This window comes from Streptomyces sp. NPDC040410 (assembly GCF_055595715.1).
Window position 1 is genome coordinate 37,725 of sequence record NZ_JBVIVK010000026.1, and the last position, 21,108, is coordinate 58,832.

Sequence of the window (21,108 nt, forward strand, 5' to 3'; positions counted from 1 at the left end):
GACGAGGTACGGACTTCATGAACGACCACATCCAGCCCGACGGCTCGGCCGCGCACGAGCACGATCACGGGGCGCTCGGCGACGCCGAGTACGCGGAGTTCATGGAGCTCGCCGCGGTTGAGGGCTTCGACCTCGAGGACGTCGAGGGTGCCATCGAGGCGGCCGGCCACGGACCGCTGCCCGTCCTCGCCGTCGTCGGCCGCCCGAATGTCGGCAAGTCGACCCTGGTGAACCGCATCATCGGCCGCCGCGAGGCGGTCGTCGAGGACAAGCCCGGTGTCACCCGTGACCGCGTGACGTACGAGGCGGAGTGGGCGGGCCGCCGCTTCAAGGTCGTCGACACCGGCGGGTGGGAGCAGGACGTCCTCGGTATCGACGCCTCGGTGGCCGCGCAGGCCGAGTACGCGATCGAGGCCGCCGACGCCGTCGTGTTCGTCGTCGACGCCAAGGTCGGCGCCACCGACACCGACGAGGCGGTCGTACGGCTGCTGCGCAAGGCCGGCAAGCCCGTGGTCCTGTGCGCCAACAAGGTGGACGGCCCGAGCGGCGAGGCCGACGCGGCGTACCTGTGGTCCCTGGGGCTCGGTGAACCGCACCCGGTCTCCGCGCTGCACGGCCGCGGCACCGGCGACATGCTGGACGCCGTCCTGGACGTGCTGCCGGACGCGCCCGAGCAGACCTTCGGCACCGCGGTCGGCGGTCCGCGCCGCATCGCCCTCATCGGCCGCCCGAACGTCGGCAAGTCGTCGCTGCTGAACAAGGTGGCGGGCGAGGAGCGAGTCGTCGTCAACGAGTTGGCGGGCACCACCCGCGACCCGGTGGACGAGCTGATCGAACTGGGCGGCGTCACCTGGAAGTTCGTCGACACGGCGGGTATCCGCAAGCGCGTCCACCTCCAGCAGGGCGCCGACTACTACGCCTCGCTGCGCACTGCGGCCGCCGTCGAGAAGGCGGAGTTGGCCGTCATCCTGATCGACGCCTCCGAGAACATCTCGGTCCAGGACCAGCGCATCGTCACCATGGCCGTCGAAGCGGGCCGCGCGATCGTCCTGGCCTTCAACAAGTGGGACACCCTTGACGAGGAGCGCCGCTACTACCTGGAGCGGGAGATCGAGACCGAGCTCGGCCAGGTCGCGTGGGCGCCGCGGGTGAACGTCTCGGCGCGCACCGGACGGCACATGGAGAAGCTGGTCCCGGCGATCGAGACCGCCCTGGCCGGCTGGGAGACCCGCGTCCCGACCGGCCGCCTCAACGCCTTCCTCGGCGAGCTCGTCGCCGCCCATCCGCACCCGATCCGCGGCGGCAAGCAGCCGCGCATCCTGTTCGGCACGCAGGCGGGCACCAAGCCGCCGCGGTTCGTTCTCTTCGCCTCCGGCTTCATCGAGGCGGGCTACCGGCGCTTCATCGAGCGCCGGCTGCGTGAGGAGTTCAGCTTCGAGGGGACGCCGATCCATATCTCGGTCCGGGTGCGCGAGAAGCGCGGCGCCAAGAAGAAGTAGCAGAAGGGCGGCCCCTGTCGGGACCGCCCTTCTCGGCTCTCAGAGACCTCTGCGAGGTCCTGGCGGCAGCGCCGCCGGGACGTGGTGCATCCCGGTGCCCTGCTGCTGCGCGATCTGCCCGACGCGCTGCCATGCCGGCTGCTGCCCGCTGGTGTGGCGGGTGCTGTGCGCGCCCACGCTGTAGGCGCTGTACGAGCTGCTGAACGACCCCGGGCGGTGTCCGCCGTACGAGTGCGGGAGGTTCCCGAAGGCGGTGAAGCCCAGATCCTCCTCGCCGCTGCGGTCACCCGGCAGCGAGCGGAAGGACTCGACGTACTCGGCGTAGAGCGCGTCGTAGATCGGCGTGGCCGATGGGCCGCCCTGGTGGTCCTGAGACGGTCGCGCGGACGGGATATGGAAGGAATTGCGGCGGGGAACGTCGTATGCGTGCACGTATGTCCAAACGACCCCAAGCCTCATGGGATGCGGCTGAACAGCGCCCCAAAAGGGCCGCGGGGCGGTGACGGCATGCCGGTCCGCCGCGTGCGCGCGACAGGCCACAGACGACCCGCGGCCGCCGAACAACCCGCAGCCCCTCGGCGAGTCCGCGCTCAGACCCCCGCCAGCGGCAACGCCGCAGCGACCAGCTTCCCGTTGGCCGCCGCCTTGTCCAGCGCGTCCCGCAGCAGGTCCTCCCGGGGCTGACGCCCGATGGATCCCACCGGCGCGGCGAACATCAGCACCTGCTGGTGCTTGTTCGCGGCGGCCCGCCAGCTCTCGGTGACCTGGAGTGGCTGGTGCGCCTGCCACCAGGCGACCGGTGAGCCGCCGCCCGTGCCCGGCTGGAGCACCGCGTGGAGCTGGCCCATCGCGAGCAGGACGGACCAGCCGTGCAGGACGGGCGGCACGGACTCGATCACGGTCAGCGGCATGAAGCCCTGCTCGATGAGCAGCGGCAGGAAGTCGTCCCCGAGGCCGGTCGATCCGGGGCGCACGACGGGGGCGGTCGGCTCGACGACCAGGGCGGGGTGCAGTTCCCCCGCGAGCAGGACGAGTCCGCTGGTCACGCCGAGCACGGCCTGCTCGGGCATGACCTTGTGGGGCTCCAGGTCGACGGAGTCGCCGGTGATGGACTTCACCGCTCCCTGGAGCTGTTCCTCGGTGACCTGGACGACCTGTGAGGGCAGGCAGGTGGCGTGGGCGAAGGCGAGGACGGCCGTCTCGTCGCCGATGAACAGGACGGTGCTGGTGCGCTCCTGTTCGGAGTCGCCCGGGGTGCGGCAGGACGTGCAGTCGTAACTGCCGGGGGCGTTGTGTCCGGCGAGCAGCCGGTCGGCTTCTTCGTCGCCGATCTCGGCGCGTACCTCGTCGCTGACGTCGAGCATGCGCGGCACGGGGGCTCCCTCGGGATGTGGTGCGTGGCAGGGCCGGGTGGCTCCCAGCCCGTGAACCCGTGGGTCCCGGGCTCATGAAGATGACAACGGCTGATCTGTGGCCGGAGTCACGCTCCAGGGCGAACGGAATCGAACCATCCACCGCACAGGGTCACGCCGGGTGCGGAATCCGGCACTCCCAGTCAAGTCCTCGGAAACCAAAAGAAGTTGGATCGGTGAAGTGGGTCACAGATCGCCGGGGCGGCTGGTCGACAAATCAGGATATCGGCGAATGAAGTGGGTGGCCGGAAATCGCCGATACCCGAGGTAATGGCGAACTGGCCTGGAACGACAAGCAGTTGGTTGATATCCGCCGTCCGGGCTCCCTAGATTCCTCGGCCGTGTGCAACGAGCACCGCTCGGGTACGTCCGCCGACCGCACCAAGCCAGCCAGCTCGCAGCACCATCACCGGCGGACGGGACGGAGCGCGACGACCGCGTACGACACGCCGGGCGTGGCGCACCGTTTTGGGGGACCCCGGGTCCTTCGAGAGGGAACTTCATGTCCGAATGTGCCGATACCACTCACGACAACGCTCGTAAGACTCAGGTTCGTACGACGGCGGTCCTCGCCGGGGCGGCACTGCTCGCCCCTCTGGGACTGCTGGCCGCGACCGGCAACGCCGCAGCGGCGGACGGCGGAGTGTGGGACCGCATCGCCCAGTGCGAGAGCGGCGGCAACTGGCACATCAACACCGGAAACGGCTACTACGGAGGACTCCAGTTCTCCGCAGGCACCTGGCGCGCGTACGGCGGCACGGCCTACGCGCCGACCGCCGACCGGGCCTCCAAGTCCCAGCAGATCGCCGTGGCCACCAAGGTCCAGCGGGCCCAGGGGTGGGGCGCCTGGCCGACCTGTTCGGCGCGGGCCGGGGCCTACGGCAGCGCGCCGGCGGCCCCCGCCGGCTCGGCCACGACGAAGTCCTCGTCGAAGGCAGCCCCGTCCAAGGCAGCCCCCTCGAAGTCACCGGCCCGTTCGACGAGCCACTCGAACCGCGGCGCGTCCCGCGGCGACTACACCGTCCGTCAGGGCGACACGCTGAGCCTGATCGCCGCCCGGCACGGGACCACCTGGCACCAGCTCTACTCCGTCAACAAGGCCGTCATCGGCGGTGATCCCGACCTGATCGTGCCCGGGCAGCGCCTCGAACTCTGAGTGCTCCCCCCTGTCCCGGGTACGGGGCCCCACCCGGCCGGCCGGGTGGGGCCCTCGGCAGCGCGAGCCGTCAACCGGTGGCCCGGTCATCCCGAAGGGCCCGGCCCGCGCGGGGATCCGGGAGCGTCCGGCCCGTGCCGTGTCCGGCCCCCCGCTGCCCGCCGCTCCCGCTCGGCCGCCTCTCCGCCGAACACGACGGCGCCGCGCCGCAGTTCGTACACCAGTGCCGGCCGGCCGCGCAGCGCGGCCGGCAGCCGCTGCTCGGCGACCACCACGCACGCGTCGAGCGAGCGGAGCAGCTCGTACGTGCGGGCCGCGACGGCCGGAGACATGCCCTGCGCGGGTTCGTCGACGAGCACCACGCGCGCGCGTGCCAGCAGGGCGCGGGAGAGGGCGAGCATGCGCTGCTCGCCGCCGGAGAGCGTGCCGGCCCGACGGGCGAGCAAAGGGCCCAGCTGCGGATAGGCGTCGAGGGCGGGCTCCGGTTCCGTGGCCGCCAGTTCCAGGTTCTCCCGCACGGTGAGGGACCCGAACACCGCCTGCCGCTCGGGGACCAGGCACAGCCCGCGGCGAGCGCGCTCGTAGGCGGGCACCCGGGTCACGTCGGCGCCGTCCCACACCACCGCCCCGCCGGACAGCGGCACGGTTCCGGCCAGGGCACGCAGGACGGTCGTACGGCCGCTGCCGTTACGGCCCAGCAGGACGGTCAGGCCGGGGCCGGGCGCGGCGAGTGTGACGCCGTGCAGGGCTTCCAGCGGGCCGTAGCGCACGCGCGCGTGGCGCAGGGAGATGGTCATGCGGTCGTCTCCCGTTCGCCCAGGGCGTCGAGGACACGGTCGGGCGGACCGGACGCGACGACGCGGCCCGCGGTCATGACGTGCACGACGTCGGCGAGGCCGGCGACCAGGTCGAGGTCGTGCTCGACGACGAGGAGAGCGGTGCCGTCGGCGGCCAGAGCTCCCAGCACCCGGGCCAGCGCGGCGACTTCGGCCGTGTCGAGGCCGGCGGCCGGCTCGTCGAGCAGCAGTACCCGCGGGCTGCCCGCAAGGGCCCGGGCCAGCTCGACACGGCGCAGTGTGCCGGTGGGCAGGCCGGCCGCCGGCAGTGCCCGGACCGGCCCGTCGAGCCCGAGCAGTCTGAGGGCGCGCTCCACCGCGCCCGGATCGGTGACACGCCCCTGCTCGGCGCCGACGCGAACGTTCTCGGTCACGGTCAACGACGGGAAGACGGCCAGTTGCTGGAAGGTGCGGGCGATGCCCAGCCGGGTGCGGGCATGGGCGGCGAGGCGCGTGATGTCCCGGCCGCCGAGACGGACCGACCCGCGAGCGGGACGCAGCGTCCCGGCCAGGCAGTGGAACAGGGTGCTCTTTCCGGCGCCGTTGGGGCCGACGATCGCGGTGACCCGGCTGGCCGGGACGTCGAGGTCGACACCGTCGAGTGCGGTGAAGCCGCCGTAGCGGGCGCGCAGGCCGCGGGCGGAGAGGCCGGGGGAGGCGGGGAACGCCGGGCGAGCGGTGTCCGGCAGGGGCCGTGGCGGCGGTGCGGCGGTGCGGGGCCCGGCACCGGCCGCCGTCGCGCCCACCGCGGACCTGGGCGCGGCCCCCGGTTCCGGCACCGGCCGCAGCCTCCCGCGCACCCGGGCCCCGAGCGCCGTGAGTGTCGGGCGCCGGCGCAGCCGCAGTCTCTCCGCCGCCGCCCGCAGTGCCTCGTAGGGCCCCCCGGGAAAGCGGCCGACGAGCACTGCCAGCACGCCGAACAGCGCCGCCGCGACACCGCCCCGCGCCCCCGCGTCCAGGCCCACCAGGAGTGCCGCGGCGGCCAGCGCGCCCAGCGTGCTGTCGGCGCCCAGCACGACCACCGCGGCGAACCACAGCAGACCGCGGACGGGGTCGTACGCAGCGGGGTCGAAGGCCCGCAGCCCCATGCCGAGCAGTCCACCGCCGAGCGCGGCCAGCGCCGCGCCCGAGACGAACGCGAGCAGCTTGAGCGACGGCACCTGGACGCCGGCCGCCGACGCCCCCGGCTCGTGGTCCCGCATGGCCGCCAGGGCCCGGCCGGTACGGCCCCGGCGCAGCATCCGCGTTGTCAGCAGGGCGCCCGCCAGCACCACCAGTTCCAGGACGTAGTAGGCGCGGTCCCCGTCGAAGCCCGCCGGGCGGCCCAGCGTCAGCCCAGACGTGGCGTAGGGCTGTGCGAAGACGAACCGGCTCACCCCGACGCCCACCGCGAAGGTCGCCAGCGCCAGCGCCAGGCCGTGGCGGCTGATCGCCGGCCAGCCGGTGAGCAGGCCAAGGGGAGCGACCAGGACCACCGCCACCGCGAGCGCCGCGAGCTCGGGCAGCCGGGGCAGGCCCGGGAAGCGTCCGGCCGCCAGCAGTGCGGTGAAAAGGGCGCCGAGACCCGCGTACGCCGCCTGCCCGAGCGAGATCTGGCCACCGCGGCCGGTGACCACGACCAGGGACAGCAGCACCACTCCCAGGGCGGGCACCTGGACCGACGTGTGCAGGTCCGAGCCCGCGAAGCCGAGGGGCAGCAGGAAGAGCACCACGGCCACGATCCAGGCGCCCGGCGGGGTGGGCACGCGCGCGGTGGCCGTGCGCGGCAGCGCGTCACGCGTGCCGATTCCGGGCAGGACGAGGGCCGCGACCAGCAGGGCGACCACGAAGAGGTTCGCGCCGACCGCCTGCAGCAGCGGCTCGCCCCAGCCCGACGGATGCAGCCGCGTCAGCTGGCTCTGCGCGACGCCGATGCCCAGCGCCACCACCACGGCCACGGTCAGGCTGCGCATCCGCGCGGCCACCGCGACCGCGACCACCTCCATGACGAGCAGTGGCAGGCCGTACGGGTCCAGCCGCACGTAAGGCGCCAGCAGCACGCCCGTCAGCCCCGCCGTGAACGAGCCGAACGCCCAGCCCGCGGCGGCCACCCGGTCCGCGTCGATGCCGCCGAGCACGGCGAGCTGCCGGTCGTCGACGACGGCCCGCAGCTCCCGTCCGAAACGCGTCCAGCGGATCACGGCCCCGACGCCCACGGCCAGCACCAGCACCACCGCCAGCTGGCCCCACGGGTCCGCCGACACCAGCTCCGGCGCGTCGTCCCGAGCGCCCTGTCCCCACACCAGCGCGGCCCCGCCGACGAGCAGCACGAACGCGCCGATCGAGGCGACCAGCGTCTGCGCCGGATCGCCGCCCAGGACGGAGAGCGGACGGAAGACGAACCGTTCCAGCAGCATGCCGAGGCCCGGCGCCAGGACCAGCAGCGTCAGCGCGGCCCCCGCCCACAGCGGCCAGCCCCACTCGGCCACGCACTGCCGCAGCACGTAGGCGCACACCATCGCGATCGCCCCGTGCGCGAAGTTGAGCACGCCCGTCGAGCGGTACGTCACGATCAGGCCGATCCCGGTCAGCGCGGCGGCGCTGCCGACCGACAGGCCGGCCAGGGTGAGGTCGTACGTCAGCGAGGACATCAGTCGGTTTCTTCATCGGGCTCGCAGATCGGGCAGGGGCCCAGCTCACCGCTCGCCACCAGTTTCGCGTCCACCGGTACCGCTTCCGCCTTGCCGGAGACCAGCGGGCAGTCCGCGCGGTGGTACAGGGTGCCGCCGGGCACCATCCGGAGGTCCCCGCTGACCGCCAGGGGCGCGGCGGCCGCCTGCCCGGGCTCCGCCGTGTCGGCGGGCCCCGCGGCCACCAGGAGGCCGTACAGCTCCTCCATGCGCGCGGTGGCGACGGCGCCTCGGCCATGGGCCAGCAGCACCGCCCCCGCGATGATCAGCGCGGCGCCGGGGACCGTGCACGACGCGAGGTAGGGCAGCTGCCGCTCGGCGTAGCGCTCGCCCGAGATGCCGTACCAGCCGATCACGCACAGCACCGCGCCCGCGGCGAGCGCGGCCCAGCCGGCCCACAGGACGGGGTGCACGGTCCGCAGTCGGGCTGTCCGCATCTCTGGCTCCCACACGTGGTGTGTCCGGCTACCTTCCAAGTCCGCCAATGGACTTGCACTATGCCTTCTGGAAGCTGACCCTGAAAGCACCGGGCGCGCTTGGCCCGGACCGACACCCGGTGGTGAGCCAGATGGTTCTCGGGAGCGACCTCAGGCGGGGGATGGCACGACGGGGACGCGGCCCCGGGGCGGCAGGACGGGGTACGGCCGTGGCGGCCGCCCTGGTCCTCTTCCTCGCACCGCCCCTCGCGGCCTGCAGCGACGACAACGGCGGCGGGGGCGAGAGCACGCCGCCCACTCCGACGCCGGAGACGACGACCAGCGCGCCGGCCACCGCGCCGGCCGACCCGGCGGCGGCCGAGCGGGAGATCAGGCAGAACTGGCAGAAGTTCTTCGATCCGAAGACCTCCACGAAGGACAAGCAGGCCGTCCTGGAGAACGGCGAGCAGATGGGCCCCGTACTCCAGGCCTTCAGCGGTGACAAGAGGGGCGGGCAGGTACAGGCGAAGGTCATCAAGGTCGAGTTCACCAAGCCGACCGAGGCGACCGTGACGTACACGCTCCTCCTGAACGGAGCCACCGCCCTGCCGAACGCCTCCGGAGCAGCGGTCGAGCAGGCGGGCATCTGGAAGGTCTCCGTCAACACGCTGTGCGCGCTGGTCCAGCTGAGCGGCGATGGGTCGCAGTCGCCCGCGCCGGGCTGCTGAGACCGCCACCGCAGCGCTGTTGCTCCTCCTGGGCACGGCCTGCGGCAGTCGTCTGCCCGAGAGCGACTTCGAGCACGGGGGCCGCACGGCCACACCCGCGCCGAGCAGCGGTGCGCCCCTCCGCGTCGGCATCATCACCAGCGCCACCAGCCCCGTCGGCGGCAACACCTTCACCGGCCCGCGCGACGGCGCCCAGGCCTACTTCGACCGGCTCAACGCGCGCGGGGGCATCGACGGCCGCCGGGTCGAGGTGCGCCTGTGCGACGACGGCGGCAGCGGCGTCGGCAACAACACCTGCGTGCACCGGCTGATCGACGAGGACCGGGTCGTCGCCCTGGTCGCCACCACGGCCCTGGACTACGCGGGTGCCTCCCGTGTCTCCCGCGCGCGCGTGCCCGACATCGGCGGGCAGCCCATCGGGGCCGCCTACGACACGTACCCGCACCTGTACGGCATCTACGGCAGCCTCGCGCCCCGCGACGGCACACCCGGCTGGGACGGCACGCTGTACGGCGGCACGGAGGTCTACCGCTACTTCAAGCGCGAGCACGGCGCCCGTACGGCCGCCGTCGTCTCGTACAACCAGGCGGCGTCCGCCGCCTACGCCCGGCTCGTCGAGCGGGGCCTGAAGGCCGAGGGGTACGAGGTCGTCACCGAGCAGGTCGACTTCGCGCTGCCCAACTTCAGCGCCGTCGCGGCCGACCTGAAGCAGCAGGGCACGGACCTGGTCTTCGACGCCCTGGACACCCACGGCAACGCTCGGCTGTGCAAGGCGATGGACGAGGTCGGGGCCAAGATCATCGCCAAGGTCACGAACGTGCAGAACTGGACGTCCACCGTCCCCGAGGACTACAAGGACTCCCCGCGCTGCCGCAACGCGCTCTGGGCTACCGGATCCAGCCGCGACTACGAGGACACGGACCACCAGGCCGTACGGGAGTTCCGGGACGCCACCAAGGGACTGAAGACGCACTCCCAGTGGCAGCTGGAGGGCTGGGCGGCGGCGAGGTGGTTCACGGACGCGGCGAAGGCCTGCGCGGAACCGGGCATCACGCGCGCGTGCGTGGACGACCACATGAACCGCAGCGAGGACTACACCGCGGGCGGGCTGCTGCTGCCGGTCGCGTTCGAGCGGCTGGCCGAGCCGCCGAAGACCCGCAGGACCTGTCTTTCGGTGGCCCGCTGGGAGGACGGCAGGGGCTGGGTGTCCCAAGGAGACATGAACACCACGTGTTTCGACGTGCCGCAGCTGCCGTACCAGCCGTGACAGGCGACAAGACGCGCAGGTCGACTCCGACCATGCGGACAGCAGCTGTCCGCGATCGCTGGCAGACTCGGACCCATGTTGGAGACCTCGGCACGACTGCTGCGTCTGCTCTCGCTGCTCCAGGCCCACCGCGAATGGTCCGGTGCCGACCTGGCCGAACGCCTCGGCGTCACCCCGCGCACGGTGCGCCGGGACGTGGACCGGCTGCGCGAGCTGGGCTACCCCGTCAACGCCAGCCCCGGCACCGGCGGCGGCTACCAGCTGGGCGCGGGCGCCGAGCTGCCCCCGCTCCTCCTGGACGACGACGAGGCGGTGGCCGTGGCCGTCGGGCTGCGCACTGCTGCCGGGCAGGGCATCGAGGGCATCGGCGAGAGCTCCGTACGGGCCCTCGCCAAGCTGGAGCAGGTCCTGCCCGACCGGCTGCGCCGCCGGGTGGGCACCCTCAACGCCTTCACCGTGCCGATGCTGCGCGGCCCCCGGCCCTCCGCCGTCGACCCGGCCGTGCTGACCGAGCTCGCCAGCCTGTGCCGGGACGCGGAGCGGCTGCGCTTCGAGTACCACGACCACGGTGGCGCCCCCACCCGCCGCACCGTCGAACCGCACCGCCTGGTGTGCACCGAGCGCCGCTGGTACCTGGTCGCGTGGGACCTCGACCGCGCCGACTGGCGTACGTTCCGCGTGGACCGCATCAGGCCGAAGCCGCCGCACGGCCCGCGCTTCGTCCCGCGCACGCCGCCCGCCGACGACCTCGCCGCGTACGTCTCCAAAGGGGTCTCCACGCGCGCGTACCCCTCGCACGCCGTCATCCGGCTGCTGGTGCCCCTGGAGGAGGCCGCCGAGCGGATCTCGCCCTCGGCCGGGACGCTGGAGACCGACGGGCCGGACGCCTGTGTCCTGCGCACCGGGGCCGCGAGCCTCGACGTGATGGTGATCCACGTGATGATGATGGGCTTCGAGTTCGAGGTGCTGGAGCCGGCCGAGCTGACCGAGGCGATCAGGACCGCTCGGGACCGGCTTGCTCGCTCTTTGGCTCGGGCTGGGGAATCTGCGCCGCGTACTCCGGATGGTGCAGGTCGAAGGCCGGGGCCTCGGAACGGATCCGCGGCAGCGCGGTGAAGTTGTGCCGCGGCGGCGGGCACGAGGTCGCCCACTCCAGTGAGCGGCCGAAGCCCCAGGGGTCGTCGACCTCGACCTTCTTGCCGTACTTGGCGGTCTTCCAGACGTTGTAGAGGAACGGCAGCGTGGAGATGCCGAGCAGGAACGCGCCGATCGTGGAGATGGTGTTGAGCGCGGTGAAGCCGTCCGCGGCGAGATAGTCGGCGTACCGGCGCGGCATGCCCTCCGCCCCCAGCCAGTGCTGCACCAGGAACGTGGTGTGGAAGCCGACGAACAGCGTCCAGAACTGGATCTTGCCGAGCCGTTCGTCGAGCATCTTCCCGGTGAACTTCGGCCACCAGAAGTAGAAGCCGGCGAAGGTCGCGAAGACGACGGTGCCGAAGACGACGTAGTGGAAGTGCGCCACGACGAAATACGAGTCCGTGACGTGGAAGTCCATCGGCGGCGAGGCCAGGATCACCCCGGTCAGGCCGCCGAACAGGAACGACACCAGGAAGCCGACCGCCCACAGCATCGGCGTCTCGAACGACAGCGAGCCCTTGAGCATGGTCCCGGTCCAGTTGAAGAACTTCACCCCCGTCGGCACCGCGATCAGGAAGCTCATGAAGGAGAAGAACGGCAGCAGGACCGCGCCGGTGGCGAACATGTGGTGCGCCCACACGACCACCGACAGGCCGGTGATCGCCATGGTCGCGGCGACCAGGGTGAGATAGCCGAAGATCGGCTTGCGGCTGAAGACCGGGATGATCTCCGTGATGATGCCGAAGAACGGCAGCGCGATGATGTAGACCTCGGGATGCCCGAAGAACCAGAACAGGTGCTGCCACAGCAGCGCCCCGCCGTTGGCCGCGTCGAAGACCTGCGAGCCGAACCGCCGGTCCGCCTCCAGGACCAGCAGGGCCGCCGCGAGCACCGGGAACGCCATCAGGATCAGGATCGATGTGAACAGCGTGTTCCACACGAAGATCGGCATCCGGAACATCGTCATGCCGGGCGCTCGCATGCCGATGATGGTGGTGATGAAGTTGACCGCACCGAGGATCGTGCCGAAGCCGGCCAGCGCGAGCCCCATGATCCACAGATCGGGGCCGACACCGGGCGAACGTTCCGCGCTGTTGAGCGGCGCATAGGCGAACCAGCCGAAGGCGGCGGGTCCGGACGGCACCAGGAGCGAGCCGAGCACGATCAGGCCGCCGAAGAGGAACAGCCAGTACGACAGCATGTTCAGCCGGGGGAAGGCGACGTCGGGGGCGCCGATCTGCAGGGGCATCAGTTCGTTGGCGAAGCCGGCGAAGCTCGGGGTCGCGAAGAGCAGCAGCATGATCGTGCCGTGCAGCGTGAACAACTGGTTGAACTGCTGGTTGTCGATGATCTGCAGTCCGGGGCGGGCGAGCTCGGCGCGCATCAGCAGCGCCATCACACCGCCGATCAGGAAGAAAGCGAACGACGTGATCAGGTAGAGGTGACCGATCTTCTTGTGGTCGGTGGTGGTCAGCCAGTCGACGACCAGCCGGCCGTGCCGCTTGGTGCGCAAGGGCTGTGCCGTCGCCCGCACGGTCTGGGTCCCCATCGCTCGCTCGCCCCTTCGCTCGTTCGCGTCCCGGGTCCGCTCGAGCCCGCGCCGCGCCTGCCCGCGAGCTCACGCCATGATGCTCACGCCACCGCGCGCTCCAACAGGGGGCGTACGGGTGTTTTGTGCTGGAACCGTGTGTTTCCTCTGGTGTGTCGGCCTAAACGGGCCGGCGCGGAATCGGAGGAAAAAAAGGGGGCCGGGCCGGGTTCTCCCGGAACTTTCCGCCGGGCTATTCGGGAAGCCGTCGCGACACGCGGGAATTCGGTTCGAATACCTGCGGAAGGGCTACGGAACCGCCCGAACGTGTGACTCGGTTCGAGTGGAACGCGTGTCGTGATCCTGTGACAGAAGCGTGACAGGAGGGGGAAGAGTGACGCGGCGGCGGGCCCGGGGTTCCCCGGCCGCGGGGCAGGCCCTAGCGTGGCCGCATGGCACCGATTCCGAAACCGCCGGCCGAACCCCACGACAGCCCGGAGACGTATCTCGGCCTAGACGCCGACCGTGCCGAGCGGCTCGCCCGAGAGCGTGGGTGGTCGACGGTGCGCTCGCTGCCGCCGGGCGCGATCATCACCATGGAGTACCGGGCGGGGCGGCTGAACTTCGAGGTGAAGGACGGCCGCGTGGCACGGGCCTGGAAGGGCTGACCGCAGGACGGACGACGGCCCCGGCTCCTCGATGAGGAACCGGGGCCGTCGTCGTTGCGGGGAGGGCGTCGTGCGTGTCGGCCTCGCCGCCTGGTGGTGTGTCAGCCGCCCGTCAGGGGGCGGGCCGTCGTGCCGCGCGTGACACGTTCCGGGTGCGGCGGGCGGCGGCTGCCGACCGGGGTGACCGGGGTGCGCTCCGACCGGGCCGCGTGCGGTGCCGGGGTCCGGTGGACGGGCATCCGTGGTGAGTGGGCCATGGCGACCGGCTCGGGCGTCGCGGTGTCTTCCTGAGGCGTCGCGGTCGGCGTGACGAGTACGGGCGCCTCGACGGGGAGGGCCGGTGCCGGGCCGGCGCGGCGGGCGCGCCGGCGGTCGCGCAGGTCGAAGATGCCGGTCTCGGCGCGGGCGATCAGTGGCTCGAACCACGGGAGCGCGAGCAGGATCAGCAGGCCGGCGACCCAGCCGAGGATGACGTCGCTCAGCCAGTGCGTACCGAGGTAGACGGTGGCCATCCCGACGCCGAGCGAGGTCACCGCGGACACCGCGGACAGCCAGCGGCGGGCTCTTGGAGTGGAGGCCAGATAGGCCAGGATGCCCCAGGTCACAACGGCGTTGGCGGTGTGGCCGCTGGGAAATATATCGCCGCCCAGGCCCATCTCGTTGGAGCCGATGGCGGTCGCGTAGTGCGGTCCCAGACGGCCCATGCCGAGCTTGGCGGCGCCGACGGTGATGTTCAGCAGCAGCAGCGACGTCGCGAGGGCCAGCAGCGGGCGCAGGGTGTGCTGCCGCCAGGAACGCCAGCCCAGCCAGGCCGCGATCATCACCGCGGTCGGGCCGCGCTGGCCGAGGACGACGTAGTAGTCGACGAACCAGTGGATCTCCGACCACTGTTGGTACGGCCGGAAGAACATGACCTGCCAGTCGAGGCGGACCAGCCACGAGGTGATCAACACGGCCCACACGATCGCCAGGTAGAAGGCCAGGGTCGCGGACAGCAGCACGACCCGGTGCCGGCTCATCTTCGGCACATCGATGTGGGCCGGTCGCTCCGGCTCACGGTCCAGCCGGGCGAACACCCGGTCCAGACGGGTGAGGTTGCAATCGGTACGCACCCAATCGACGTTACAGCGAGTGAGCTCGGCTCCCGGGCGATTGCGCGGCTTTGTGATGACGATGTGATGTGGGATTCCTCTCAGAGAGAGGCCTATTCCCACGGATTCCGCAATCCCCGCCGGGGGGACCCTTCAATTCCTTTGATCATCCTGCGTCGAGGTTTTATGGGGCTTAATAATTCGTTCACCGAATCATGGGGCGGAATTCTCCGGGCGCTCACGCACGGCCCGGAGTCGATCACGGGGGACCGGAGCCGTTCAGCCAGAACGCCCCGTACACGGCCGAGACGACGGCGACGGTGCCCACCACCAGTGCCGACCTGGGCGTACGCAGCCGGGCGAGGCCCAGTGCGAGGGGCAGCAGCAGCGGAAAGGCGGGCAGCAGCAGGCGCGGCTTCGAGCCGAAGTAGCTCGACGCGCACAGGGCGAGCGCGGTGACGACACCCGCGTACACCAGGAGCGGGAGCGGCTGGCGCTGCCGTACGCAGACGGCATACAGCCAGACCACCAGACCGACCCCGACGATCAGCCCCACGCCCGCCAGGGCCGACGGAAACGACGCGAACCTGTCGGCGACGAAGCGGGCGAACGCGTAGCCGCCGTCGAATCCGTTGCGCCAGCCCGCCTGGACATCGAGGTAGCCGAGCGGGCCCTTGCCGGTGCGGTGGCCGACCCACAGGACGTACGCGGCGGCGCCCAGGGGCGCGAGGAGCAGACCGAGGGCGCGCCGGGCGCCGCCTGCAGGGGCGCGCGGTGCGTTCTGCGCGCCGTCCGCTCGCGCCTTGCCTCGCTCCCGCACGAACGAGGCAATGCCGGCGGTCCACACCGCCGCGACGACGGCGAGCCCCACCGGGCGGGTCAGGCCCGCGAGCAGGGCCAGCGTGCCCGCCGTCAGCCAGCGTCCGGTCAGGACCGCGTACAGCGACCAGGCGGCGAGCGCGGTGAACAGCGACTCGCTGTACGCCATCGACTGCACGATCCCGACGGGCAGGACGGCCCACAGCAGCACGGCGCAGACCCCCGCCCGGCTCCCGTACACGTGGTCCGCGACCGCGAAGATCCCCCAGGCCGCGGCGAGCGAGGCGAGCAGCGCGACGACGAAGCCCGCGTCGGCGTACGACAGCGGGGTCACGGCCGCCAGCAGCCGCTCCAGCCAGGGCAGCAGCGGGAAGAAGGCCAGGTTCGAGTGCACGTCGCCGTTCGGCAGGCGCACCTCGTAGCCGTAGCCGAGTTCGGCGACCCGGGTGTACCAGAGCGCGTCCCAACGGGCCGTCAGCAGGGTGTACGGGCTCTTGTCGCGCGCCGTGCTCCACAGGGCCAGGGCGAGCAGGCCGAGGGCGCGTACGGCCGCGTACCCGAGGAGGGCCGGTGCCGCGCGGCGCAGGGCCGTGGCGCCGGGCGAAGCCGCGCGCGTCTCAAGATCGGTCACGCGCTCGATTATCGACGGCGTAGGGAACCGGGCGGCCCGCCGGGGGCGTGCCCACAGGGGAGGGGGAGTGGCGCACGTCACACGGGCTGGGTCCACCTCTGAGAGGTCTGACACTGGGCAGCGCCACGAACTCGCGTAACCTGGCGTGTCACTCGCCATCGCTGCGCGGGCCGGAGACCACCGCTCCTCTCCGGCCGAGTCACGGGGAGTCCCCACCCGTGAGCCCGCCGAACGCGAGGGAAAATCTGGGAGGTACGTACATGTCCGGGACGACCACGGCCGTTGCGCTGCGCCGTCGGGCGGCCGGGGCCGGTGCCAACCGCTGGGTCGTCCTCGTGGTGCTCTGTGCCAGCCTTCTTCTCGTCGCCCTCGACGCGACCGTGCTGCACGTGGCGGTGCCCGCCGTCACCGAGGACCTCAAGCCCGGCGCGATAGAACTGCTCTGGATCGTCGACATCTATCCGCTCGTCTGCGCCTCGCTGCTGATCCTCTTCGGCACGCTCGGCGACCGGGTCGGCCGCAGACGGGTCCTGCTCCTCGGATACGCCCTGTTCGGCGTCGCATCGGGGATGGCGGCCCTCGCCGACGACGCCCACGTGCTGATCCTGGCGCGGGCGCTGCTCGGCGTCGGCGGCGCGATGATCATGCCGGCGACGCTGTCGATCCTCCGCCAGGTCTTCCCGGACCGGCGTGAGCGGGCGCTCGCCATCGGTATCTGGAGCGCGGTGGCCGCGGTGGGCGCGGCGGTGGGACCCCTGCTCGGCGGTTTCCTGCTCGAGCACTTCTGGTGGGGCTCGGTGTTCCTGATCAACATCCCGCTGATGCTGATCAGCCTGCCCGTGGGGCGGCTGCTGCTGCCCGAGTCGCGGGGCAGGGGCGACGGCCCCTGGGACGTGGTCGGCGCGCTGCTGGCGGCGGCCGGGCTGTTCGGCGTGGTGCTGGGCGTGAAGCGGCTCGGAGGCGGGGAGCCGGGCGGCTTCACGATGGTGCCGCTCGTGGTGGGTGCGGTGCTGCTGGTCTTCTTCGTACGGCGGCAGCGGCGTCGTACGCATCCGCTGGTGGACCTGCGGATGTTCGCGCGGCCGGCGTTCAGCACCTCCGTCGGATGCATAGTGCTGGCGATGCTGGCGCTGGTCGGGCTCGAGCTGATCGCGGCGCAGTATCTGCAGCTCGTGCTCGGGCTGTCGCCGCTGGAGACGGGGCTGCGGCTGCTGCCCCTGACGGTCGCGGCGATGGCGTCGGGGCTGGCCGGGGCACGGATGCTGCGGCGGTTCGGGCCTCGGCGGATGGTGTCCTTCGGGTTCTGTCTGACGGCGGCGGCGGTCGTGCTGCTCACGGCGATGGGCGGCGAGGACAACGCCGGGCTGCTGCTGTTCGGGTTCGTGCTGCTGGGCTTCGGGCTGGAGACCACGCTGTTCGGCGCGTACGAGTCGATGCTGAGCGAGGCTCCGCCGGAGCAGGCGGGCGGGGCGGCGGCGGTCGGGGAGACCTCGTACCAGCTGGGGGCGGGCATCGGGATCGCGCTCCTCGGGAGTGTGATGAACGCGGCGTACGCGCCCGGGCTGACGTCCGTGCCAGGGGTTCCGGCGTCGGCGTCGACGGCGGCGGGGCACTCGCTGGGCGAGGCGTACGAGGTTGCCGGAGGGCTCGGGGGGTCGGCGGGGGTGGCCCTGCGGCGGGCGGCGCGGGACAGTTTTGTGCACGGCCTGCATGTGACCCTGCTGGTGAGCGCGGGGTTGTTGCTGCTGGGGGCGGTGATGGCGCTGCGGTTGCCGCGGTTCATGCAGTGCGAGGCGCCTTCGGCGGAGGTGGAGCTTCCTGCGCCCAGGAAGGTCGCGGAGTCCCGCGTCTCCGCTTGACGGTTTCTCCCACCCACGCACCAGCCGTTTGCGGTGCGCTGACGGGTGGGCGTTTCCTGTGGGAGTGCGGCGCTGTTGACGGCTGCGGTAACGTCGGCTCGAAATCGTAACTAGCGGTGCTAGTTTTCCGTGTGTCGGAGGGTTTTCATGTCCGCGTCATCGAAACTGCCCCCGTTCGACCCCGCCGACCCGCTCGGCATCGACGAGCTGCTGGAACCGGAGGATCTCGCGATCCGTGGCACCGTGCGGGCCTGGGCCGCGGACCGTGTGCTGCCCTACGTCGCCGACTGGTACGAGAAGGGCGAGCTGCCCGGCATTCGCGAACTCGCCCGAGAGCTGGGTGCCGTCGGTGCGCTCGGGATGTCGCTCAGCGGCTACGGGTGCGCCGGAGCCAGCGCCGTGCAGTACGGGCTTGCGTGCCTGGAACTCGAGGCCGCCGACTCCGGGATCCGCTCCCTCGTCTCCGTGCAGGGCTCCCTCGCCATGTACGCCATCCACCGGTTCGGCTCCGCAGAGCAGAAACAGCACTGGCTGCCGCGCATGGCCACCGGTGACGTCATCGGATGCTTCGGGCTGACCGAGCCCGACCACGGCTCCGACCCCGCCGCCATGCGCACGTACGCCAAGCGCGACGGGGGCGACTGGGTCCTCAACGGGCGCAAGATGTGGATCACCAACGGGTCCGTCGCCGGCGTGGCCGTCGTCTGGGCGCAGAGCGACGACGGGATCCGCGGGTTCGTGGTGCCCACCGACAGCGCCGGGTTCTCCGCGCCCGAGATCAAGCACAAGTGGTCGCTGCGCGCCTCCGTCACCAGCGAGCTCGTCCTCGACGACGTCAGGCTGCCCGCCGATGCCGTACTGCCCGGCGTCGTCGGGCTCAAGGGCCCGCTCAGCTGTCTCACCCACGCCCGCTACGGCATCGTCTGGGGAGCCATGGGGGCGGCGCGTTCCTGTTTCGAGGCCGCCGTCGACTACGCGAAGTCACGGGAGCAGTTCGGGCGGCCCATCGGCGGCTTCCAGCTCACCCAGGCCAAACTCGCCGACATGGCCCTCGAACTGCACAAGGGGATCCTGCTCGCTCACCACCTGGGGCGCCGCATGGACGCCGGCCGCCTGCGTCCCGAGCAGGTCAGCTTCGGCAAGCTCAACAACGTACGAGAGGCCATCGACATCTGCCGTACGGCCCGGACCATCCTCGGTGCCAACGGGATCTCGCTCGAATACCCCGTGATGCGGCACGCGACGAACCTCGAGTCGGTGCTCACCTACGAGGGCACCGTCGAGATGCACCAGCTCGTGCTGGGCAAGGCGCTCACCGGACTCGACGCCTTCCGGTGATCCGAGTCAACCCCGCGGGAGGCAGGGCCGGCGAGCGGCCCTGCCTCAGCTCTGGTTGAAGAAACCGTCCGTCCGGTGCGGCGCCGGGTCCCCGTTGACGATCTCCGTGTCGGCCGGGGTCAGCAGGAACACACGGTTGGACACACGGTCGATCGAACCGCGCAGCCCGAAGATCAGCCCGGCCGCGAAGTCCACCACGCGCTTGGCGTCGGCGGGCTCCATGGCGGTGAGGTTCATGATGACGGGAACCCCCTCCCGGAACATCTCGCCGATGGCGCGCGCGTCCCGGAAGCTGTCCGGGGTGACCGTGCCGATCCTGCGGCCCTTCTCCTCGGCGACGTCCGAGGCCACCTTGACCCGCGGATCGGTGACCCAGGCCTCCCCGGGCTCGGTCCCTTCGGAGTAGTCGTCGTCGTAGTAACGCTCGTCATCGTTGTCGTCAACGAGGCCAAGCCAGGCACTTGCCTTGCGTACCGATCCCATGGACGCCTCCTCTCACAGCGGTCTTTCTTGCTTTCCGCATCCCTATGGTCATCCATGATGCGGACGGCGCGCCAAGTGGATAGACGCCGCGCGGGGGGTTTGTGACGGTACTGGTGCACAACGAATTCGTCGAGAGTCCGTGTGTCCCAAGGGTCGTGCCTCAAACGGCTGCTGACTGTGAGTGAAATATGATTCTTCTCGGCGTACGGGTGACGGTCGGAGCGTACGGGTGAACCGGCGCGGTCGGTACGATGCGGCAGCTCAGTGCAGTTCGACACCGTACGCACCACGGGGGATCGTCTTGTTCGGAATCGTCAGGCCCTGTCGTCACCGGCTCGGAGAGAGCCTCAAGGCCCAGTGGATGGCGCATTTGTGCGGGCTGTGCCTCGCGCTGCGCGGTGATCACGGGCAGTTCGCCCGTGTAGTGACCAACTATGACGGGCTGCTCATATCCGTTCTGACGGAGGCTCAGGCGGAAAAGGAAGGCGGAGGGCGGCGTACGGCCGGGCCCTGCCCGCTGCGCGGAATGCGCACCGCGTCCGTCGCTCAGGGTGAGGGTGCGCGGCTCGCGGCCGCCGTCTCGCTCGTGCTCGCCTCCGCCAAGGTGCGCGACCATGTCGCCGACGGGGACGGGCTGGTGGCCCGGAAGCCGGTGGCGTTCGCCGCGCGCCGAGTCGCCGCGAACTGGGGGAAGGCGGGCGAGCGGACCGGTCTGGACGTCGGGTTCGACACGGCCGTCCTCGTCGACGCCGTGGACCGGCAGTCCGGCATCGAGGCTCTGGCCGGCCCCGGGACGCCGATCCTGACCGTCACCGAGCCTACCGAGACCGCAACCGCCGCGGCCTTCGCGCACACCGCGGTCCTGGCGGGGCGGCCGGGCAACGCAGGGCCGCTCGCCGAGGCCGGCCGCCTCTTCGGACGGCTCGCGCACCTCCTGGACGCCGTCGAGGACCGGGAAGCTGACGCCGCGTCGGGTGCGTGGAACCCGCTCACGGCGACCGGTACCCCGCTCACCGAGGCCCGGCGGCTCGCGGACGACGCGCTGCACGGGATACGGCTTGCTCTGCGCGAGGTGGAGTTCACCGACGGCAAGCTGGCGCATCTGCTGCTTGCGCACGAGCTGCGGAACTCGGTGGACCGGGCCTTCGGTACAGCCTCGTGCTCGCACCGCCCCGAGGCCTACGGGCCGCAGCCGGGCAACCCGTACGCCCCGTCCGGGCCCGGCGGCCCGCCGCTGCCCCCGGAACCGCCCCGCCGTGACCGGCGCGGTCTCCTCGCGGGGTGCCTCGTGTGGGCGGGGCTCGCCTGTACGTGCCAGTTGTGCTGCTGCGAGTACGAGGATCCGTGGAGCCGGGAGCGCAAGGAAGGTCTCTGCCAGCAGTGCGACTGCAGCGGGTGCAGCGACTGCTGCAACTGCTGTGACTGCTGCGGGAACTGCTGCGACGGATGTGACTGCGGCTGTGACTGCTGAGCCGCCGAGGCGATCGGGGTAAGGGGCGAAGGGGACAAAAGGCTTGTTATGAGCCACGCGTGGCCGTACGCATGGTGCGGTCTCCCGAGAGCAGGGGTGC

The 21,108-nt window shown here is 71.6% G+C and carries 17 protein-coding genes and 1 pseudogene; 9 read left to right on the plus strand and 9 right to left on the minus strand.

Annotation, left to right across the window (positions count from 1 at the left end; all coding sequences use genetic code 11):
* Positions 1-17: 17 nt before the first annotated feature.
* A complete protein-coding gene (der, locus tag ACZ562_RS33675) occupies positions 18-1,499 on the plus strand; it encodes a ribosome biogenesis GTPase Der (protein WP_471187205.1) in 1,482 nt (493 codons plus the stop codon).
* Between the two features lie 39 nt (positions 1,500-1,538).
* On the opposite strand, the gene ACZ562_RS33680 is transcribed toward der, so the two are convergent.
* Together ACZ562_RS33680 and ACZ562_RS33685 are read right to left on the minus strand one after the other, a co-directional pair.
* Positions 1,539-1,931, minus strand: a complete 393-nt coding sequence (locus ACZ562_RS33680; RefSeq protein ID WP_471187208.1) for a hypothetical protein — start codon at positions 1,929-1,931, stop codon at positions 1,539-1,541.
* 158 nt (positions 1,932-2,089) lie between these two features.
* Positions 2,090-2,872: a hypothetical protein gene (locus tag ACZ562_RS33685; RefSeq protein WP_471187211.1), complete on the minus strand. Its 783-nt coding sequence runs from the start codon at positions 2,870-2,872 to the stop codon at positions 2,090-2,092.
* A 541-nt stretch (positions 2,873-3,413) separates the two neighbouring features.
* Here ACZ562_RS33685 and ACZ562_RS33690 point away from each other — a divergent pair.
* Positions 3,414-4,067, plus strand: a complete 654-nt coding sequence (locus ACZ562_RS33690) for a transglycosylase family protein (RefSeq protein ID WP_471187214.1) — start codon at positions 3,414-3,416, stop codon at positions 4,065-4,067.
* Between the two features lie 86 nt (positions 4,068-4,153).
* On the opposite strand, the gene ACZ562_RS33695 is transcribed toward ACZ562_RS33690, so the two are convergent.
* From ACZ562_RS33695 to ACZ562_RS33705, 3 genes are read right to left on the minus strand one after another with little or no spacing between them, the layout of a single operon-like run.
* Positions 4,154-4,864, minus strand: a complete 711-nt coding sequence (locus ACZ562_RS33695; protein ID WP_471187217.1) for an ABC transporter ATP-binding protein — start codon at positions 4,862-4,864, stop codon at positions 4,154-4,156.
* Positions 4,861-7,533, minus strand: coding sequence for an ABC transporter permease subunit (locus ACZ562_RS33700; protein WP_471187220.1), 2,673 nt, complete (start codon positions 7,531-7,533; stop codon positions 4,861-4,863). Before ACZ562_RS33700 ends, ACZ562_RS33695 begins: the two co-directional genes overlap by 4 nt.
* The gene (locus ACZ562_RS33705) at positions 7,533-8,009 is read right to left on the minus strand and encodes a hypothetical protein (RefSeq protein WP_471187223.1); all 477 of its coding nucleotides are present in this window, start codon (positions 8,007-8,009) and stop codon (positions 7,533-7,535) included. The genes ACZ562_RS33700 and ACZ562_RS33705 overlap by 1 nt, the downstream gene beginning before the upstream one ends.
* Positions 8,010-8,140: 131 nt before the next feature.
* On the opposite strand from ACZ562_RS33705, the gene ACZ562_RS33710 reads away from it, so the two are divergent.
* The 3 genes from ACZ562_RS33710 (at position 8,141) to ACZ562_RS33720 (ending at position 11,099) form a co-directional block, all read left to right on the plus strand.
* A complete protein-coding gene (locus tag ACZ562_RS33710) occupies positions 8,141-8,716 on the plus strand; it encodes an MTB12 C-terminal domain-containing protein (protein ID WP_471187327.1) in 576 nt (191 codons plus the stop codon).
* The gene (locus ACZ562_RS33715; RefSeq protein WP_471187226.1) at positions 8,685-9,983 is read left to right on the plus strand and encodes an ABC transporter substrate-binding protein; all 1,299 of its coding nucleotides are present in this window, start codon (positions 8,685-8,687) and stop codon (positions 9,981-9,983) included. The genes ACZ562_RS33710 and ACZ562_RS33715 overlap by 32 nt, the downstream gene beginning before the upstream one ends.
* Before the next feature lie 75 nt (positions 9,984-10,058).
* Positions 10,059-11,099: a helix-turn-helix transcriptional regulator gene (locus tag ACZ562_RS33720; RefSeq protein ID WP_471187229.1), complete on the plus strand. Its 1,041-nt coding sequence runs from the start codon at positions 10,059-10,061 to the stop codon at positions 11,097-11,099.
* Here ACZ562_RS33720 and ctaD read toward each other — a convergent pair.
* A pseudogene (gene ctaD / locus ACZ562_RS33725) lies at positions 10,987-12,669 on the minus strand (aa3-type cytochrome oxidase subunit I); the annotation flags it as partial. The gene ACZ562_RS33720 and the pseudogene ctaD sit on opposite strands and share 113 nt — an antisense overlap.
* A 431-nt stretch (positions 12,670-13,100) precedes the next feature.
* Between ctaD and ACZ562_RS33730 the strand changes: the two are divergent.
* Complete coding sequence (locus ACZ562_RS33730; protein ID WP_471187232.1) at positions 13,101-13,316, plus strand: I78 family peptidase inhibitor; 216 nt, start codon at positions 13,101-13,103, stop codon at positions 13,314-13,316.
* A 101-nt stretch (positions 13,317-13,417) separates the two neighbouring features.
* Here ACZ562_RS33730 and ACZ562_RS33735 read toward each other — a convergent pair whose 3' ends face one another.
* Entirely contained in the window at positions 13,418-14,428 is a 1,011-nt protein-coding gene (locus tag ACZ562_RS33735) for a phosphatase PAP2 family protein (RefSeq protein ID WP_471187235.1), read from the minus strand.
* A gap of 238 nt (positions 14,429-14,666) precedes the next feature.
* Positions 14,667-15,857, minus strand: a complete 1,191-nt coding sequence (locus tag ACZ562_RS33740; RefSeq protein ID WP_471187238.1) for a hypothetical protein — start codon at positions 15,855-15,857, stop codon at positions 14,667-14,669.
* A gap of 260 nt (positions 15,858-16,117) precedes the next feature.
* Here ACZ562_RS33740 and ACZ562_RS33745 point away from each other — a divergent pair, with 260 nt between their 5' ends.
* Both ACZ562_RS33745 and ACZ562_RS33750 read left to right on the plus strand, forming a co-directional pair.
* Positions 16,118-17,716, plus strand: a complete 1,599-nt coding sequence (locus ACZ562_RS33745) for an MFS transporter (protein WP_471187241.1) — start codon at positions 16,118-16,120, stop codon at positions 17,714-17,716.
* A gap of 147 nt (positions 17,717-17,863) precedes the next feature.
* The gene (locus ACZ562_RS33750) at positions 17,864-19,054 is read left to right on the plus strand and encodes an acyl-CoA dehydrogenase family protein (protein WP_471187244.1); all 1,191 of its coding nucleotides are present in this window, start codon (positions 17,864-17,866) and stop codon (positions 19,052-19,054) included.
* Positions 19,055-19,099: 45 nt separating this feature from the next.
* On the opposite strand, the gene ACZ562_RS33755 is transcribed toward ACZ562_RS33750, so the two are convergent.
* Positions 19,100-19,537 carry a cell division protein SepF gene (locus tag ACZ562_RS33755; RefSeq protein ID WP_471187246.1) on the minus strand — a complete coding sequence of 146 codons (438 nt, stop codon included), beginning with the start codon at positions 19,535-19,537 and terminating at the stop codon, positions 19,100-19,102.
* A 301-nt stretch (positions 19,538-19,838) separates the two neighbouring features.
* Here ACZ562_RS33755 and ACZ562_RS33760 point away from each other — a divergent pair, with 301 nt between their 5' ends.
* The gene (locus ACZ562_RS33760) at positions 19,839-21,008 is read left to right on the plus strand and encodes a DUF5685 family protein (RefSeq protein WP_471187249.1); all 1,170 of its coding nucleotides are present in this window, start codon (positions 19,839-19,841) and stop codon (positions 21,006-21,008) included.
* The last annotated feature ends 100 nt before the right edge of the window (positions 21,009-21,108 follow it).

Coding starts and splice junctions, on each gene's coding strand:
- der (WP_471187205.1), top strand. CDS start 18: ATGAACGACCACATCCAGCCCGACGGCTCGGCCGCGCACGAGCACGAT.
- ACZ562_RS33690 (WP_471187214.1), top strand. CDS start 3,414: ATGTCCGAATGTGCCGATACCACTCACGACAACGCTCGTAAGACTCAG.
- ACZ562_RS33695 (WP_471187217.1), bottom strand. CDS start 4,864: ATGACCATCTCCCTGCGCCACGCGCGCGTGCGCTACGGCCCGCTGGAA.
- ACZ562_RS33700 (WP_471187220.1), bottom strand. CDS start 7,533: ATGTCCTCGCTGACGTACGACCTCACCCTGGCCGGCCTGTCGGTCGGC.
- ACZ562_RS33705 (WP_471187223.1), bottom strand. CDS start 8,009: ATGCGGACAGCCCGACTGCGGACCGTGCACCCCGTCCTGTGGGCCGGC.
- ACZ562_RS33710 (WP_471187327.1), top strand. CDS start 8,141: ATGGTTCTCGGGAGCGACCTCAGGCGGGGGATGGCACGACGGGGACGC.
- ACZ562_RS33715 (WP_471187226.1), top strand. CDS start 8,685: ATGGGTCGCAGTCGCCCGCGCCGGGCTGCTGAGACCGCCACCGCAGCG.
- ACZ562_RS33720 (WP_471187229.1), top strand. CDS start 10,059: ATGTTGGAGACCTCGGCACGACTGCTGCGTCTGCTCTCGCTGCTCCAG.
- ACZ562_RS33730 (WP_471187232.1), top strand. CDS start 13,101: ATGGCACCGATTCCGAAACCGCCGGCCGAACCCCACGACAGCCCGGAG.
- ACZ562_RS33745 (WP_471187241.1), top strand. CDS start 16,118: ATGTCCGGGACGACCACGGCCGTTGCGCTGCGCCGTCGGGCGGCCGGG.
- ACZ562_RS33750 (WP_471187244.1), top strand. CDS start 17,864: ATGTCCGCGTCATCGAAACTGCCCCCGTTCGACCCCGCCGACCCGCTC.
- ACZ562_RS33755 (WP_471187246.1), bottom strand. CDS start 19,537: ATGGGATCGGTACGCAAGGCAAGTGCCTGGCTTGGCCTCGTTGACGAC.